Genomic DNA, 16,954 nt, shown 5'->3' on the forward strand with positions numbered 1-16,954 from the left:
AGATACTGGCGTATCAACTTCTGTACCTGCTATATCATCATTTGCAGTAGTAGTATTATTACCAGTATCTACTGGCAATACTTGAATAGTTACTGTAGCTGTATCTGTAGCAATTGGGTTACCATCATCAGTAATAGAATACTCAAAAGTATCTTCACCTACATATCCTACTGGAGGTGTATAGGTATAACTCCCGTCAGCATTCAATACTACTGTTCCGCCTTGCGCAGTTGCGATTGTTCCTGTTGTTGTAACAGTTTGTGTGTCACCTTCAGCATCTTCATCGTTAGTTAAAACGTTTCCGCTTACCGGTAGATCAACAAAAGTGTCATTAATATCATTTACAGCGTCTGTACAGTTCTCTAATATAGTAACTGTTATCTCTTTGGTACAACCATTACCATCTATTCCAGTAATTGTATAAGTTCCTTCATCTAAATCATTAAAAGTACCACTTGTTTGAGGAGCTCCTCCATCAAGACTATATGAGTAAGGTGGTGTTCCTCCTGTAGCTTCTACAGTTACTGAACCTAATCCAGTACATACAATATCCGATTGAGATGTTATTTGCAAGTCTAATGCTTCAGTTGGCTGTTGAACTGTTGCACTATTTGAAATTTCACAACCATTTGAATCAGTAATCATAACTGAATAAGTACCAGCTGTAAGTTCAAATAAATCTTCGGTTGTTTCTCCTCCAGGTGACCATAAGAAAGTATATGGAGGTGTTCCTCCTGTTACTGTAAGGTCTAAAGAACCTGTATTTTCACCAAAACAAGCAACATTTGTTACTGCAATTCCAGAACTAAGTACAGAAGGCTCGTTTACTGTTGTTGTTGCTGTTGTAGTACATAAGGTAGCAGTATCTGTAACAGTTACTGTATATGAACCAGCTGAAAGACCTGTAATAGTTTGTGTTGTTTCTCCTCCTGGACTCCAAGAGAAAGTAAATGGTCCAATTCCTCCTGTTACTCCCGCAGTTGCAGTTCCGTCATCACCACCATTACAAGATACTGGTGTAGATGAGGCAGAAGCGGCTAGATTATCACAATCACCATCGTTTACAGTTGCTTGAGCTGTAGCCATACATCCATTAGCATCTGTTACTGTAACTGTGTAAACACCATCACTTAAACCTGTAATAGTTTGAGTAGTTTCTCCTCCTGGACTCCACGAATATGTATAAGGTGGTGTTCCTCCAGATGGGTTCGCTGTTGCTGTACCATCATTAGTTGTAGGTCCCGTTTCATCTGTTGCAGTTGCTGAAACAGATACTGGGCTTGAAGGCTCTGTAATAGTAACACTTTGCTCTACTGGAAGACATAGTGTCCCATCGATTGTTACGCTTACCGTGTAAACTCCAGCAGTTAAACCAGTAATCGTACTTGTTGTATCTGTATCAATTTGATTTCCTGGTGGTATTGCAGGACTCCAAGTAAATGTAAAGTCAGCATTTGGACTAGCAACCGAACTTGCACTTACCGTTGCACTTCCGGTATTTTGTCCTGCACATAAAACATTATCTACATCATCGACCATTACTACAGCATCACAATCGTTAATACAATCTATCACAACTCCTTGAGTTAGGGTACAGTTGTTTGCATCTGTCACCGTAACTGTGTGGTTACCAGCAGGTAAGTTTGTAGCAGTTTGTGTTGTTTGGTTTCCAGCACTTGCACTCCATTGGTACGTATATGGACCAACTCCTCCAGAAGGTGTTGCAGTAGCTTCACCGTTAAGACAAAGACCTAATAGAGATGCATTTTCTTTTGTAATTTGAATACTGATTGGTTCAGGTTCAGTTAATGTTACTGAAAGTGAATCTGTATTTCCATTACTATCTTCTACTTGAATATTATAAACTCCAGCAGTCAAATTATCAAACGTAGCAGAAGCTTGAGGTGCTCCTCCATTTAAAGAATATGAATATGGTGGCACTCCTCCTGTTGCAGATACAGTAATTGAACCAGTATTATCACCATTACATAATATATCTGTTTTTTCTTCTAAAGCGATAATTAATTCTACACCATCTACGAAATCATTTCCACATGAAGATTGTAATGCAATTGTTCTTGTTATTAAGTTATCATTTGCACCATCAACATCAGATATTGAAATAAACCCATCAGGATCATTCTCTCTAATCTCATACGTTACATCAACTAAAGCATCAGGAACTTGAGCAGTAGCTAAATAATTACCATTACTATCTGTTTGAACAGTTTGAGAACTTCCATCAGAACCTGTAATATCAATATCTACATTAGCTAATGGATTTCCTTCTTCGTCACTTACATTTCCGCAAATAGTTGGAAATGTGATAAATACAGAATTAGGATCATCATAATCTGCACAAGTAACAGCAAAAGAGTAGTATCTATCACTATTACCGTCTAATTTACCAATTCGGTACATTAGAGAAGACTTCGTTTCCCAGTAGTTACTAAAAGTGTAACGAGGGTCTAAAGAAACATCTCCTCCAGGAGCTGTTGTAGAGTTTGTTGCTTCACCTCTAATTTCAGTAGCAGTTTGAGTTATATCTAAAAGAGTATTGTTATCAACAAAATATGCATCTGGTAAACTTAGCTCTGCGTACTCTCTTGAATCTTGGCTATCTCCATCAATATCGTATGGTGTACCGTAGAAAGAAATCTCAACTTCATCACCATAATTTCCTCCACTTTCAACAAAAGTTATACTAAATAATACACTTTGGTCATTATCATTTGTACTATTAATTCTTGGTTGGAAAGCTTCAGAGAGACCTGAAGAAGTTACATCTATATTTAATAAAGAAGCTCCTCCAGCAAATTCTTCAATTCTAACAAGTGCATCCAATGTAGTTCCATGAGGATTCGTTGGAAACACATTTGCAAATCTATATACAGATCCAACTTGTAATGCACCTCCAGAAATTAATTGTGGGTTTACAAAGTTTGAGTCTTTATATAACGGCGAACAATTACATCCTCTTGGAGTTGGTTCATTAACAACAGTTATTTCAACGATTGCTTTATCTGTTTTTTCTAAATTCTCACAAGGAGTTGGCTCATCTTGAATGGTATATTCAAAAGACACAGTTCCTACAAAACCAGGAGCAGGAGTATAAGTGAAGTTTCCATTTCCATTATTAACTAAATTTCCGTTTCCAGTATTAGTGTTTGAAATAACACTAATAGGGTCTCCGTTAGGGTCAAAATCTACACCATTTCCATTATCGTCAAGAACATTAAATGATACCGATGTGTTTAGGTTTGTAGAAAAACTCTCTCCAAATGCTTCTGGAGCATCGTTAGATGATTCATCTACTGTAAAAATTGTTTCACTTGTACAACCTGTATTTTTATTCTTTACAGTAATTGTGTAAGTTCCCTCTCCAATATTATTAAACTGAGAAGAGTTCTGAAAATTACCATTATCTAATCTATATTGGAATTGACTTCCTGATGGGGAAGTCACATTAATTTTTCCATTATTAGGATTACTACCACAAGTAAATTCTGCTTGTGGAGTATCTGGATTTGGATTTACAGTTATTGAAACCGTTGCAATATCAGTAATACCTTGGTTTGGAGCAGGTAATTGAACTTTATAATCAAAGCTAGTTGAACCTGTAAAACCCGCAACTGGGGTATAAGAATAAGTACCATTACTATTTAACGTAAATGAATCTACACCATCTGGTTCTGGACCTTCTAAAGTAAAAGTAGATCCTGAAGGCGCAAGGTTAGCTTGGTCTAAATCACCATTAATAGTTTCTCCCTCACATCCAGAATCTTGTCTATCCTGAGCATACCCTTGAAGAATAAATACTTTTCCATCTCCATGGTCGCTTGACGCAGCTGAAAATCTAACAGCAGTAATTCTTGAACCTACTGGCGCAATGTTATTTAACTCAAAAAGTGCAATTGCAATTGTCTGCCCGTTATCTTGTTCTCTACCAGAACCCCAGTAATCTGAGTTATTAGAAGGTTCGCTAAAACCTCCTCCTTGTAAATTACCACCTGTTCTAATAAAAGTATCACCAAGAGGTTGCTCTGTATTTCCACCTGCAGGAAATCCAAAAAATCTTACATATAAACAATTATTTCCTCCTCTTTCTGATACAGCTAAAATTCCTCCTTCGTTTGAAGGTATTGGAGGGTCGTAGAATAAAGTTTGTACTTGTGCGTCCCCATTTGGATCGTTAGCTTCATTAAAATCTAAACATGTTCCACCACCATTCGCATTAGATTCAAAATAATGATTCAAGTTTTTATCCATGAAGGCTGCTTCTGCTGCAGCATTCCATGCAGCAGAGGCATTAGAGCTTCCAGCATTTGGATTACTAGTACCTATTAATTCATCCCCATCCTCTTGAATTGAATTTGCATCGTGTCCACCATCACCTAAACGAGTTAGTTCATAACCAGAAGGTACTGCAAAATTATTGTACTCAATGCCGTTAATAGTAATCCCACTTATAGTCGCAGAATTATCATTATTACCATTTTGTGTGTCAGACCATTGGAATGTAGCTCCAGCTCTAATTGAAGGTGACTGAGTTCCAATTTGAGCTTGAGCAACAAAATTGAAAGAAAATAAAACCAAACCAAGGATGGTTGTCCTGATTAAGTTTTTCGTATTTCTGTTAACGAATGTAATAGTTTGCATGCGTTTAAATTTTTTATTGTTATTGACGTACGGAATGGACATACCATTCGCATCGTGAAATCAAATATACGTAGGAAAAAGTGTTAAGGTTTTAAGAAAAACTAACTATTAGCTGAAACGTTATGAATACTCGTTGAACTACACAAAAAAGCTGCTTTTACCATGTTTTTTTGTAGGAAAAAGTAATACGTAAAACTACGTATATAGCCTAAAACAAAGGGTTTAGTGCGACTAAATTTTGTGGGAACAATATAACAAACTACACAGTAATTTCGGGGGAAAATAAAAGGATACATACCTTAATTTTTGGTTAATATTGATTAGAAATTGGGGATTTCAAATTGTAGAAAATACTTCTTATGATATTTTCAACTTTAACAAATATAAAAAAAATAATCGATTAAAGGTAAATTTTTTAGTCAAGCAACAATAGAGTGTAGGAAGAAAAAATCAAATATTAGCTACTAAAGTAACAAAAAGTGTGTGTTATTAATATAAAAGAATAAGTTGTGTCAAAATATTTCATAGATACAAAACATTACCTTTATTTTTGCATTTCAATAAAAATTTATGTCATTTAATAAAGAAATAGCAAGGAGAAGAACCTTTGGTATCATCTCTCACCCAGATGCAGGGAAAACAACACTTACAGAGAAACTTTTATTATTTGGAGGTGCTATACAAGAAGCTGGCGCTGTTAAAAGTAACAAGATAAAAAAAGGAGCTACTAGTGATTTTATGGATATTGAACGGCAAAGAGGTATATCTGTTGCTACTTCTGTACTAGCTTTTGAATATGAAGGTATAAAAATTAATATTCTAGACACTCCTGGACACAAGGATTTTGCTGAAGACACTTTTAGAACTCTTACAGCTGTAGATAGCGTTATTGTAGTGATTGATGTTGCAAAAGGTGTCGAGGAACAAACTGAAAAATTAGTAGAAGTTTGTAGAATGCGAAACATCCCCATGATTGTTTTTATAAATAAACTAGATAGAGAAGGTAAAGATGCTTTTGAGTTATTAGACGAAATTGAACAAAAGCTTCACTTAAGAGTAACCCCCCTATCTTTCCCAATTGGGATGGGGTATGATTTTAAAGGTATTTATAATGTATGGGAGAAAAACGTAAACCTTTTTAGTGGAGATTCTAGAAAAAATATTGAAGAGACAATTGAAATAGAAGACCTTACAAATCCGGAACTTGACGAACTTATAGGAGATAATGCGGCCGAAACACTAAGAGAAGAACTAGAGCTTGTATATGAAGTATATCCAGATTTTGATACTACCGAATATCTTGAAGGAAAACTACAGCCTGTATTTTTTGGATCTGCTCTTAATAACTTCGGTGTGAGAGAGTTATTAGATTGCTTTGTTGAAATTGCACCTAAGCCAAGGCCCAAGGAAAGTGATACCAGATTAGTAAAACCTGACGAAAAAGAGTTTACAGGTTTTGTTTTTAAAATTCACGCCAATATGGATCCTAAACACCGTGATAGGTTAGCCTTTGTGAAAATTGTCTCTGGAACCTTTGAAAGAAACACGCCTTACCTACACGTACGCCATGGAAAAAAGTTGAAGTTTAGTAGTCCAAATGCTTTTTTTGCTGAAAAAAAGCAAATAGTTGACACCTCTTATCCTGGCGATATTGTTGGGCTACATGATACAGGTAACTTTAAAATAGGAGACACATTAACTGAAGGTGAACAACTACAATATAAAGGAGTACCAAGTTTTTCTCCTGAGCACTTTAAGTATATTAATAACGCAGACCCTATGAAAAGCAAGCAACTTGAAAAAGGGATTGATCAACTTATGGACGAAGGAGTTGCACAGTTATTTACCTTAGAGCTCAACGGAAGAAAAGTAATAGGGACCGTTGGAGCCCTTCAATTTGAAGTTATACAATACAGGTTAGAACACGAGTATGGTGCCAAATGTTCTTATGAAAACCTAAATGTACATAAAGCCTGCTGGGTAGATCCTAAAGACGAAAAAAGTGATGAGTTTGCAGATTTTAAAAGAGTAAAGTCAAAATTTCTAGCAAAGGATAAACGAGGGCAACTTGTATTTTTTGCAGACTCTGCTTTTACCTTACAAATGACCCAGAGTAAGTACCCTAATGTAAAATTGCACTTTGTTAGTGAGTTTGAATCTATTGCTGAGTAAAAAAGCCCCGTCAAAATTGACGAGGCTATAAAGCAGATTTGAGAAAACACCTACTATTTATTCTCTAATGCCTCCAAGCGAGATAATAGTTGAGTAAGTTTTTGTTCTAATCGGCTATTTTTTTCTTTTAGTTTTTCTATTTCCGTTTGTTGTTCTTTTATGGCTTGTACAGCTACAACACTTAAACCAGCATAATTCATTCCCAAGAACCCATCTTCGCCTTGAGAAATTAGTTCTGGAAAAAGTTGCTGTACTTCCTGTGCTTTAACTCCTAAGCTTCGTTTATTACTTTTTTGATTTTTATATTCATATGTATAAATATTAACACTATTCAGTTTAGAAAGAAAGTTTGAAACTTCTTGAAAGTTTCTTTTTAATCGCTCATCACTAGGTTGCACATAATCTCCAGAAGTGGCTTCAATGTATGCACGTCTAACTCCATTTTCAGAAAATGAAAGATGAGAACCACTATGATACACCTTCCAGTTTACAGTAGAAAAAACGCTTTCTAATGCTAAACCACCAGAGTTTCCAGCTTGATTGTTAGATTGTTTTAGATGTATATCAAAAGTTGGATTTGTGTTACGTATTCCTAACAGACCAATATTATTTAAATGAATACGCTCTGTCCCATTTAACACAAATCCTAATTCGTTAGCTGAAGGACTATAAATCCCTGTGTTTGCATCTGAAAAACGAATAGAAGGGTTTGCTATAGTTCCATTTTCAAAACGCATTGAATCAACCCAACTCAACCCACCTGGATCTATAAACCTAGCAATATTATCCCAATCTACAAGACGGTCACTAATATATAAGTCATTATTAGTTGCTGGTGTGTCACCTATATATACATTACCAGATAACCTTTTTATATTAGCTCCTTGCACAGTCCAATCTCCATCATCAGGGTCTATTACACTATTTGGATTCACCCAAGTGGCATTTCCTTGGGCATCACTTCGTAATACCCAGTCTAGGGTTTCACTACCGTTCTGGAACTGGAAACTTCCAACAAGATCGAGACTAGATGAAGGGCTGGTTGTTCCTATACCAACATTGGTATTACTAGTTGCTCCATTCTGACCTGAAATACTTCCTAGTACTAGAGAGTTTGAAGTTTCTACATACGCCTGTGCACCTATAGCAGTAGCATTGGTGAGGTTATTTACTCCCACATCTGCATCATTTCCAATCGCAGTATTATTGTTACCTCCTAGATTCGCATATAAAGCTCCATTACCTATCGCTGTGTTTCCATTACCAATATCATTAAAAAGCAGAGCAGATACTCCAACAGCAACGTTATTTGATCCTATATCATTATTCAATAAGCTATTTGAACCAATTCCTACATTACTACTTCCTGAATCATTAGAACCTAGACTATTATAACCAATACTAGTATTTCCATTTCCTGTGATATTATTATCCAAAGCAAAAGTCCCTAAAGCTACATTTTGACTTCCCGTAGTGTTTTCTTTGAGACTTTGGTACCCAACTGCAGTATTGTAATTTGCAGTATTTTCAATTAAGGTTCGACCTCCTAATGCAACGTTAAAACTCCCCGTCAAATTATTTTGTAAACTTGATACTCCAAGTGCTGTGTTTGAAGTTCCAGTAGTATTCTGCAGCAAACTTTGTTCACCTATCGCTGTATTATTGCTTCCAGAATCATTATTTCTTAGTGCTTGACTTCCTATTGCTGTATTACTACTACCTATATTATTCTCAAGGGAATTAGAACCTACACCTGTATTATCATTTCCAGAAGCTCCTAATCGCAAACTATAATGTCCTATTGCAGTATTTCGTAAGCCAAATGTTAACTGGGATAAAGAGTTACTTCCAATAGCTACATTTGCGCTTGAGGTATTAATGGAACTTAAACTTGACTTACCAATTGCTACATTATTTGAACCAACTGAATTAGACGATAATGCATCTTCACCAATGGCAACATTATAACTTCCCGAAGTATTATCATATAAACTACTAAAACCAATTGCTACATTACGTTGTCCAGAAGAGTTATTATTTAAAGAGTTATGACCTACTGCAGTATTATAATTCCCTTCATTATAAACTAATGTAGAGTTACCTATTCCAAGGTTGAATTCTCCAGAGTTGCTTGTCATCGCAAAATTTCCAATTGCAATGTTATCGTCTCCCGAAGTATGGTTTTGCAATGCCCTCCTTCCAACTCCAGTATTTCTCACACCAACATTGTTTTCCAAAACACCAAAACCAATCGCTGTGTTTGCTCCACCACCTGTAACAGAAGCTAGCGCTCTACCTCCTAAAGCTGTGTTTTCTGAACCAGAAGTTAATGATGATAATGACTCGTTACCAAAACTTATATTTGAGTTTCCCGAGGTGATGTTCATAAGAGAATTTTTACCAAAACCTATGTTGTTTATAGGAAGCACTCCTCCTATTAAATCTTCATGAAAAATTCCATAGTGAGTATCGTTTCTTTTAAAAATAACGTTTACGTCATCCGTAGTCCCAATAAAATTTACCAAAGCATCTGTACCTGAATTACCCGTTGTTTTCCAGCCTGTATTTCCTGCTGAAATTTCCTGCCATACGGTTCCATCAAAATAATAAAACCCTTCGGGGGAATCAGTTTGGTAAACTAATAGACCTTCAGCGGGGTTACTTATAGCAGTTCTTTCTGAAGCAATCATTCTAGGGATTAGTATTCCAGAAGTAGTACTCTCTATATCTAGCATTGAGGAAGAGTCTGGGTATATGGTTCCTATCCCCACTTGGGCAAAAAAGGTAGTTGTAAATAGCAGAAAAAAAATAAGTAGAAAATGGGGCTTCCGTAGCGTAGTGCCAGTTGTATTAGTTTTCATTTCTTGGAGGTATTATTTTATAACCTCGAAACTACCTCTACTACAATTACTTAAAAAATATATTGAGTGAAATAGGTGTGAATTTTTAGTGAAATAAAAAATAATAGAAAATGCTACTTCAATATTTTTAGTAATTCTGGTCGGCGTGCTTCGCTTAAGGGAAGTTCTCTGCCTGATACCTCTACAGTTCGTTTTCCCAAATTAGTTACCTTTTTCAAATTAATAAGATACGACCTATGTGGTGTAAAGTAATACGAAGCGTGTAAAGACTCTCTAACCGACTTTAAGGTCCTAGGAAGTAAGAGTTTTTTATTTGTAGTGTGTAGATAACAATAGTTATCAAAGGCTTCTAGGTATAAGATATCTGCTTCATCAATCTTATATAAGTACCCATCAACTTTAACTGTAAATATGGTCTTTTGCTTACTTATGTATTGCTGCCAACTAACACTAAAACTACTCCAAAGGCTTGCTAGAGTAAAAGGCTTTACAATATATCCTAAGGGGTTGGTTCTTGAAACTTCAGCTAAAGTATAAGGGTCTGTCTGTGCTGTTAAATATAGATATGGGATTTGCAATAGGTCCAAATCTGCCGCGAGAGCTGTGCCCGATTCTTCTCCTTTTAATTGAATATCAACCAAACAAACATCGGGTTTTTGAAGTTCTAATAATTCTCTTGCTTGTGAAACAGACTTTGCGATGCCTAAAACTTCAAAAGGCTTTTCCTTAAAAGTAGCGGCAATGCTTCTAGAAATAAAAGGATCATCTTCTACAATTAACAAGGTGTGCATAATAAAATAATCAGGTTAAAGGTATTATTAGGCGCAATCCAAAAGGGTGTTCCTTAAGTGGCTGTTTTTTTGCGTCTAAGCGATCTATTAAAAGTGAAATAAGTTCAGTCCCATATCCATTTTTTGTGGTAGCATCCATTTCTCTACCATTGTCATACATTGTAAATTCTAAACCATCTTCTATTTCAGAAATATTAAGTAAAATTAATAAATCTTGGCTGTTTGAATGAGCATATTTAATTGAATTGGTTGCAAGTTCGTTTACCAAAAGTCCTAGAGAGGTAGTAATATCTACGTCTAATATTTTATGAGTTATATTTGTTTTATACTCTATTACTCTATCCGAAGTTTTTTTGATTTCAGAAAGTAAATCCTCCATATACTTATTAAGCTCCACACCTAACAAATCGTCTTTAGAATACAGTTGTTGATGCAATAAAATCATAGAGTTAACTCGTTGAGTTGCTCCTTCCAAAGCAAGTACTGCATCCTTAGCTGTAGTCTCTGTTGCCTGCAATTGCAAGAGACCGCTCACCATTTGAAAACTGTTTTTCACCCTGTGGTGTGTTTCCCTAAGTAGCATATTACGCTGTTTAAGAGTTTTCTCTAATGTCTTCTTATTTTCTAAAAGTTCTTTTCGTTTTTTTATGTTATTGAAAAGCAAAAACGCAACAATAAGTAATCCAAATGCAACTCCTCCTGCAATGTAGTACCAAGTTTTTTGTCGTTTTTTTGCTACTAAAATTTGGGCTTCTTTTTGTTGTGTTTGATATTGAGTTTCAAGCTCAGTAACCTGTTCACTATACTTTTTTTGAGAGAGAGAATCTTTGACCATCAACAAACTATCTTGGTACTGCAATGCCAAGTCTGGTCGGTCTAATAATTTGTAGGCATTGGTTGCAGAAATATAAAACACCTGTATTTCTCTTAGAGCTTTAACGCTATCGTAACTAAGAGTCATTATGGGAAGGTATTTAGAAACTGCTTTGACATCTTTTAATTTTAAATAATTATCTAGCAAGTCTGAATAATGTTGTGCGTAACGCTTGCCTCCATTTAATGAGTCTGGTAGTATAGCTTCAAGGTAGTAAGGCTCTGCCTCTTTATATTTTTTTTGTCTAGTTAGATTTTTCCCTATACCAAGGATCGCAGCATCTTTTTCCCTCAAAGTAAGTCCATCAACTTCAAGAAATTCTTCAAAGTTTGAATTAGCTTTTTCATACTGACCTAACCTACTCTGTATAATAGCAAGATTTACTAACGCAAGCATATAGCTTCTGTTTTCCTTATTGCTAATGGAAACTGCTTGCTGTAAGTAAGAAATGGCTTTAGAATCATCACCCATTTTTGCAAATAATATTCCCATCGAGATATAAAGATCTGGTAAATATTCTGGATGTGATACTTCTGCAATAGCTATTGCTGAGATGTAGTCTTGGGTGGCACCTTCGTAGTCGTTTTCAACAGCTTCTTTATAAATGCCACGATATTCAAGATTAATCATCTCGCCATAAGCATAGCTTTCGGCTTTTGAGATAGAAATACCTTTATTGGCGTAATAGAGGGCACTATCATTCTCTTTTATGATATATTCCCATGTTTTGTCATTGTAAAATTGGGCAAGTGAATCTACTTCTTGGGCCCATCCAAAAATAAAGTGAATGGAAAAAACTAAAAAAAATAGTTTGTTCAATTTAAAAGTTATTTGGTTAATTAGTTATCTATAAATTAAACCATTTTTTAGCTAATAAAAAAAGCCTTATCAAAATTGATAAGGCTTTTTTTTAAGCTTCTCCCGTAGGCCCGAAGTTAATGGGCATTGGAGGTTGTTTATAATCCTTTATTTCACCATGCTGTTTTTCAAATCTTGAAACATTGTCATGCATAGCTTTTAAAAATCGTTTTGCATGCTGTGGTGTTAATACAATTCTTGATTTTACTTTACTCTTAGGAACACCAGGCATAATGCTAACAAAATCTACTACAAACTCAGATTGAGAATGATTAATAATTGCTAAATTACTATAAGTTCCTTGTGCTATATTTTCATCAAGCTCAATATTAATTTGACCTTGCTTTTGTTTTTTATTTTCTTCAGCCATTTTAAAAAATGTATTTAAAAATTAAACGCTCCAAAAGGAGCGTTTAATTATCATATTTAGTTATAATTAACTTCTTGCTTTTCTCTTGTCATTTCTTCAAGCTCTTCTTTGCTTCCTACAATAATAGTATCATAGCGACGCATTCCTGTTCCTGCAGGTATTTTATGACCTACAATTACATTTTCTTTAAGACCTTCTAATGTATCTACTTTACCACTTACAGCAGCTTCGTTTAATACTTTAGTTGTCTCTTGGAAAGAAGCCGCAGAAATAAACGACTTAGTCTGTAACGATGCTCTAGTAATACCTTGTAGTATTGGTGTTGCTGTTGCATTAACAGCATCACGGGCTTCTACTAGGGTTTGATCATTACGTCTTAAGATAGAGTTTTCATCTCGTAGTTCTCTTGGAGAAATTATTTGTCCTTCTTTAAGTGTTTCAGAATCACCTGCATTTACAATTACTTTCATTCCGAAGATTTTATCGTTTTCTTCAATAAAGTCATCTTTATGAACTAATTGGTTTTCTAAGAATGTAGTATCACCACTATCTTCTATACGTACTTTACGCATCATCTGACGAACTACTACCTCAAAGTGCTTATCGTTAATCTTTACACCTTGTAAACGATATACTTCCTGCACTTCATTTACTAAGTATTGTTGTACTGCAGAAGGCCCTTTAATTCGTAAGATATCTTCTGGAGTAGTAGAACCATCACTTAATGGCATACCAGCTCTCACAAAATCGTTCTCCTGAACTAATATCTGGTTACTTAATTTAACTAGATACTTTTTAATCTCACCAATTCTAGACTCTACAATAATTTCACGATTACCACGCTTAATTTTTCCGAAGCTTACTACTCCATCAATCTCACTTACAACAGCTGGGTTAGAAGGGTTACGTGCTTCAAATAGCTCTGTTACACGTGGAAGACCTCCTGTAATATCCCCTGCTTTTGCAGACTTACGCGGTATCTTTACTAAAATTTTACCAATCTTAATTTTATCATTATCATCTACCATAAGGTGTGCCCCTACTGGTAAGTTGTAAGATCTAATTACTTCATCTTTTTTACCTAAAATTTGAAGTGTTGGTATCTTTTTCTTATCTCTAGATTCTGTAATTACTTTTTCTTGGAATCCTGTTTGCTCATCAATCTCTACGCTATAAGTAACACCTTGTTCAATGTTTTCATATTTGATTTTACCAGCAAATTCAGAAATAATAACTCCATTATATGGATCCCATTGACATACTACATCTCCAGCTTTTAATTTATCTCCATCTTTCACAAAGATTGTAGAACCGTAAGGAATTACATTAGTACTCAACGTAATACCTGTTTTCTGGTCTATTAATTTTAATTCTGATGTACGAGAAATTACAATATCAACTGTTTTACCATCTGCATCTTCTCCTTTTACGGTTTTAAGCTCTTCAATTTCTGCTTTACCGTCAAACTTAACAGTTAATTTATTTTCTTCTGAAATGTTTCCAGCAATACCACCTACGTGGAATGTACGAAGTGTTAACTGAGTTCCAGGTTCTCCAATAGACTGTGCTGCTACAACACCAACCGCTTCTCCTCGCTGCACCATTTTATTGGTAGCTAAGTTTCTACCGTAACATTGTGCACAAATACCCTTCTTAGCCTCACATGTTAATGCCGATCTTACCTCTACAGTATCTAATGCAGAAGCTTCAATCTTATTTGCAATAGCTTCAGTAATATGTCCTCCAGATTCAACAAGAATTTCTTTAGTTAATGGATCTACTACATCGTTTAATGAAGTACGACCAACTATTCTTGCTCCTAGAGTCTCAACAACTTCTTCGTTCTTTTTAAGTGGAGAAACTTCAATACCTCTAAGTGTTCCACAATCTTCAGAATTTACAATTACATCTTGAGAAACATCTACTAGACGACGAGTTAAATAACCTGCATCGGCAGTTTTTAAGGCCGTATCTGCAAGTCCCTTACGCGCACCGTGTGTCGAGATAAAGTATTCTAAGATTGAAAGACCTTCTTTAAAGTTTGAAAGGATTGGGTTTTCAATAATTTCACCTCCACCTGAGTTAGATTTTTTAGGCTTTGCCATTAACCCACGCATTCCTGTAAGCTGACGAATCTGTTCTTTAGATCCACGCGCTCCAGAATCAAGCATCATATACACAGAGTTAAATCCTTGTTGATCCTCTCTAATACGCTTCATAGAAAGTTCTGTTAGCTCCGCATTGGTAGCTGTCCATATATCAATTACCTGATTGTAACGCTCATTATTGGTAATAAGACCCATATTATAGTTTCCGATAATACCATCTACCTGAGTATTTGCATCATCAATCATTGTTTGCTTTTCAGCAGGGATAATAATATCTCCTAAGCTGAAAGACAATCCACCCTCAAATGCAAACTTGAAACCTAAACTCTTAATTTCATCAAGGAAGGCTGCTGTTCTTGGGACACTAGTTACCTCAAGAATGTCACCAATAATATCACGTAATGATTTCTTAGTTAATACTTGATTAATATATCCTGCTTCCTCTGGTACTTGCTCATTAAATATTACTCTACCTAGCGTAGTTGTAATAATTTGATACACAAGTTCTCCTTCTTCATTAAAGTCTTTAGTACGTATTTTAATTTCGGCATTTAGATCTACTTTCTTCTCGTTGTAAGCAATAATTGCCTCCTCTGCAGAGTAAAAAGTAAGCCCTTCTCCTTTAACTGTAAACTGCTTATCCGTTTTACGAAGCTTGGTCATATAATAAAGACCTAATACCATATCCTGAGACGGTACCGCGACTGGCGAACCATTTGCAGGGTTTAAGATATTATGAGAAGCAAGCATTAATAACTGTGCCTCTAATATTGCTTCTGGCCCTAAAGGAAGGTGAACAGCCATTTGATCACCATCAAAATCGGCGTTAAATGCCGTACATACTAATGGGTGTAATTGGATTGCTTTTCCTTCAATTAATTTAGGCTGAAATGCCTGAATACCTAAACGGTGTAAGGTAGGAGCACGGTTTAGCAATACTGGATGCCCCTTAAGAACGTTCTCCAAAATATCCCAAACTACAGGCTCTTTTTTATCTATAATCTTCTTTGCAGATTTTACAGTTTTAACAATACCTCTTTCAATTAGTTTTCTAATAACAAAAGGCTTGTAAAGTTCTGCTGCCATATCTTTTGGCAACCCGCACTCATATAATTTTAATTCTGGTCCTACAACAATTACAGAACGTGCTGAATAATCTACACGTTTACCAAGTAAGTTTTGACGGAAACGACCTTGCTTTCCTTTTAAAGAATCTGAAAGTGATTTTAATGGTCTGTTACTATCTGTTTTTACTGCTGAAGACTTACGCGTGTTATCAAATAATGAATCTACAGACTCCTGTAACATACGTTTTTCATTACGTAAAATTACTTCCGGAGCTTTAATTTCCATTAATCGCTTTAAACGATTGTTTCTAATAATTACACGACGGTATAAATCATTTAAGTCTGAAGTTGCAAAACGACCTCCATCAAGTGGCACTAATGGGCGTAATTCTGGTGGAATTACTGGCACCACTTTCATAATCATCCACTCTGGGTTGTTCTCACGATTTTTGTTAGCATCACGTAAAGCTTCAACTACTTGAAGACGCTTTAATGCTTCCGTTTTACGTTGCTTAGAAGTTTCGTTATTTGCTTTATGACGTAACTCAAATGATAATTCATCTAAGTCTATACGTTGTAGCAATTCAATTAAACACTCTGCACCCATTTTAGCAATAAACTTGTTAGGGTCACTATCTTCTAAGTATAAATTTTCTTGTGGAAGACTATCTAAAATATTTAAGTACTCCTCTTCAGTAAGGAAATCCATTTTATTAACGGGTTCTCCTTCTTCATTCTTAGCAATACCTGGTTGTATTACAACATATCTTTCATAATAGATAATCATGTCTAACTTCTTAGACGGTAATCCAAGAAGATATCCTATTTTGTTTGGCAAACTACGGAAGTACCAAATATGTGCTACAGGTACTACAAGATTAATGTGTCCTACTCTATCGCGACGTACTTTCTTTTCGGTAACTTCTACACCACATCTATCACAAACAATACCCTTATAACGGATACGCTTGTATTTTCCACAGGCACACTCGTAATCTTTTACAGGGCCAAAAATACGCTCACAAAAAAGTCCATCACGTTCTGGTTTATGAGTACGGTAATTTATTGTTTCTGGTTTTAATACTTCACCACGAGATTCTGCTAAAATAGACTCTGGTGATGCTAAACCGATAGAAATTTTATTAAATTTCTTTTGTTGTTGTTCGTTATTATTTCTTGCCATAATGCTGTATA

Annotated in this window: 7 protein-coding genes; 1 reads left to right on the forward strand and 6 read right to left on the reverse strand. The window is 35.4% G+C overall.

All coding sequences use genetic code 11. The features are described from left to right. Nucleotides 1–4,659: Ig-like domain-containing protein (locus RM538_RS11685; protein WP_311333624.1), on the reverse strand; the 4,659-nt coding region annotated here is incomplete at its 3' end. A gap of 570 nt (nt 4,660–5,229) precedes the next feature. Between RM538_RS11685 and RM538_RS11690 the strand changes: the two genes are divergently transcribed. Next, on the forward strand, nt 5,230–6,831 hold the full coding sequence (locus RM538_RS11690; protein WP_311333625.1) for a peptide chain release factor 3: 1,602 nt from the start codon (nt 5,230–5,232) through the stop codon (nt 6,829–6,831). Between the two features lie 53 nt (nt 6,832–6,884). Here RM538_RS11690 and RM538_RS11695 read toward each other — a convergent pair whose 3' ends face one another. The 5 genes from RM538_RS11695 to rpoC form a co-directional block, all read right to left on the reverse strand. After that, nucleotides 6,885–9,692: a phage tail-like protein gene (locus RM538_RS11695; protein WP_311333626.1), complete on the reverse strand. Its 2,808-nt coding sequence runs from the start codon at nt 9,690–9,692 to the stop codon at nt 6,885–6,887. A 113-nt stretch (nt 9,693–9,805) separates the two neighbouring features. Then, nucleotides 9,806–10,483 carry a LytR/AlgR family response regulator transcription factor gene (locus tag RM538_RS11700; RefSeq protein ID WP_311333627.1) on the reverse strand — a complete coding sequence of 226 codons (678 nt, stop codon included), beginning with the start codon at nt 10,481–10,483 and terminating at the stop codon, nt 9,806–9,808. Between the two features lie 10 nt (nt 10,484–10,493). Continuing rightward, nucleotides 10,494–12,176: a histidine kinase dimerization/phosphoacceptor domain -containing protein gene (locus RM538_RS11705; protein WP_311333628.1), complete on the reverse strand. Its 1,683-nt coding sequence runs from the start codon at nt 12,174–12,176 to the stop codon at nt 10,494–10,496. Nucleotides 12,177–12,267: 91 nt separating this feature from the next. Then, nucleotides 12,268–12,585 carry a DUF3467 domain-containing protein gene (locus tag RM538_RS11710; protein ID WP_311333629.1) on the reverse strand — a complete coding sequence of 106 codons (318 nt, stop codon included), beginning with the start codon at nt 12,583–12,585 and terminating at the stop codon, nt 12,268–12,270. A gap of 56 nt (nt 12,586–12,641) precedes the next feature. Beyond that, nucleotides 12,642–16,943 carry a DNA-directed RNA polymerase subunit beta' gene (rpoC, locus tag RM538_RS11715; protein WP_311333630.1) on the reverse strand — a complete coding sequence of 1,434 codons (4,302 nt, stop codon included), beginning with the start codon at nt 16,941–16,943 and terminating at the stop codon, nt 12,642–12,644. Nucleotides 16,944–16,954 lie beyond the last annotated feature (11 nt).

The sequence above is a fragment of the Patiriisocius hiemis genome (assembly GCF_031846325.1).
Taxonomy (GTDB): Bacteria; Bacteroidota; Bacteroidia; order Flavobacteriales; family Flavobacteriaceae; genus Patiriisocius_A; species Patiriisocius_A hiemis.

Bases quoted from the DNA above. Each gene is read 5' to 3' on its own strand.
- RM538_RS11710 (WP_311333629.1), bottom strand. From the start codon at position 12,585: ATGGCTGAAGAAAATAAAAAACAAAAGCAAGGTCAAATTAATATTGAG.
- RM538_RS11695 (WP_311333626.1), bottom strand. From the start codon at position 9,692: ATGAAAACTAATACAACTGGCACTACGCTACGGAAGCCCCATTTTCTA.
- RM538_RS11690 (WP_311333625.1), top strand. From the start codon at position 5,230: ATGTCATTTAATAAAGAAATAGCAAGGAGAAGAACCTTTGGTATCATC.
- RM538_RS11700 (WP_311333627.1), bottom strand. From the start codon at position 10,483: ATGCACACCTTGTTAATTGTAGAAGATGATCCTTTTATTTCTAGAAGC.
- rpoC (WP_311333630.1), bottom strand. From the start codon at position 16,943: ATGGCAAGAAATAATAACGAACAACAACAAAAGAAATTTAATAAAATT.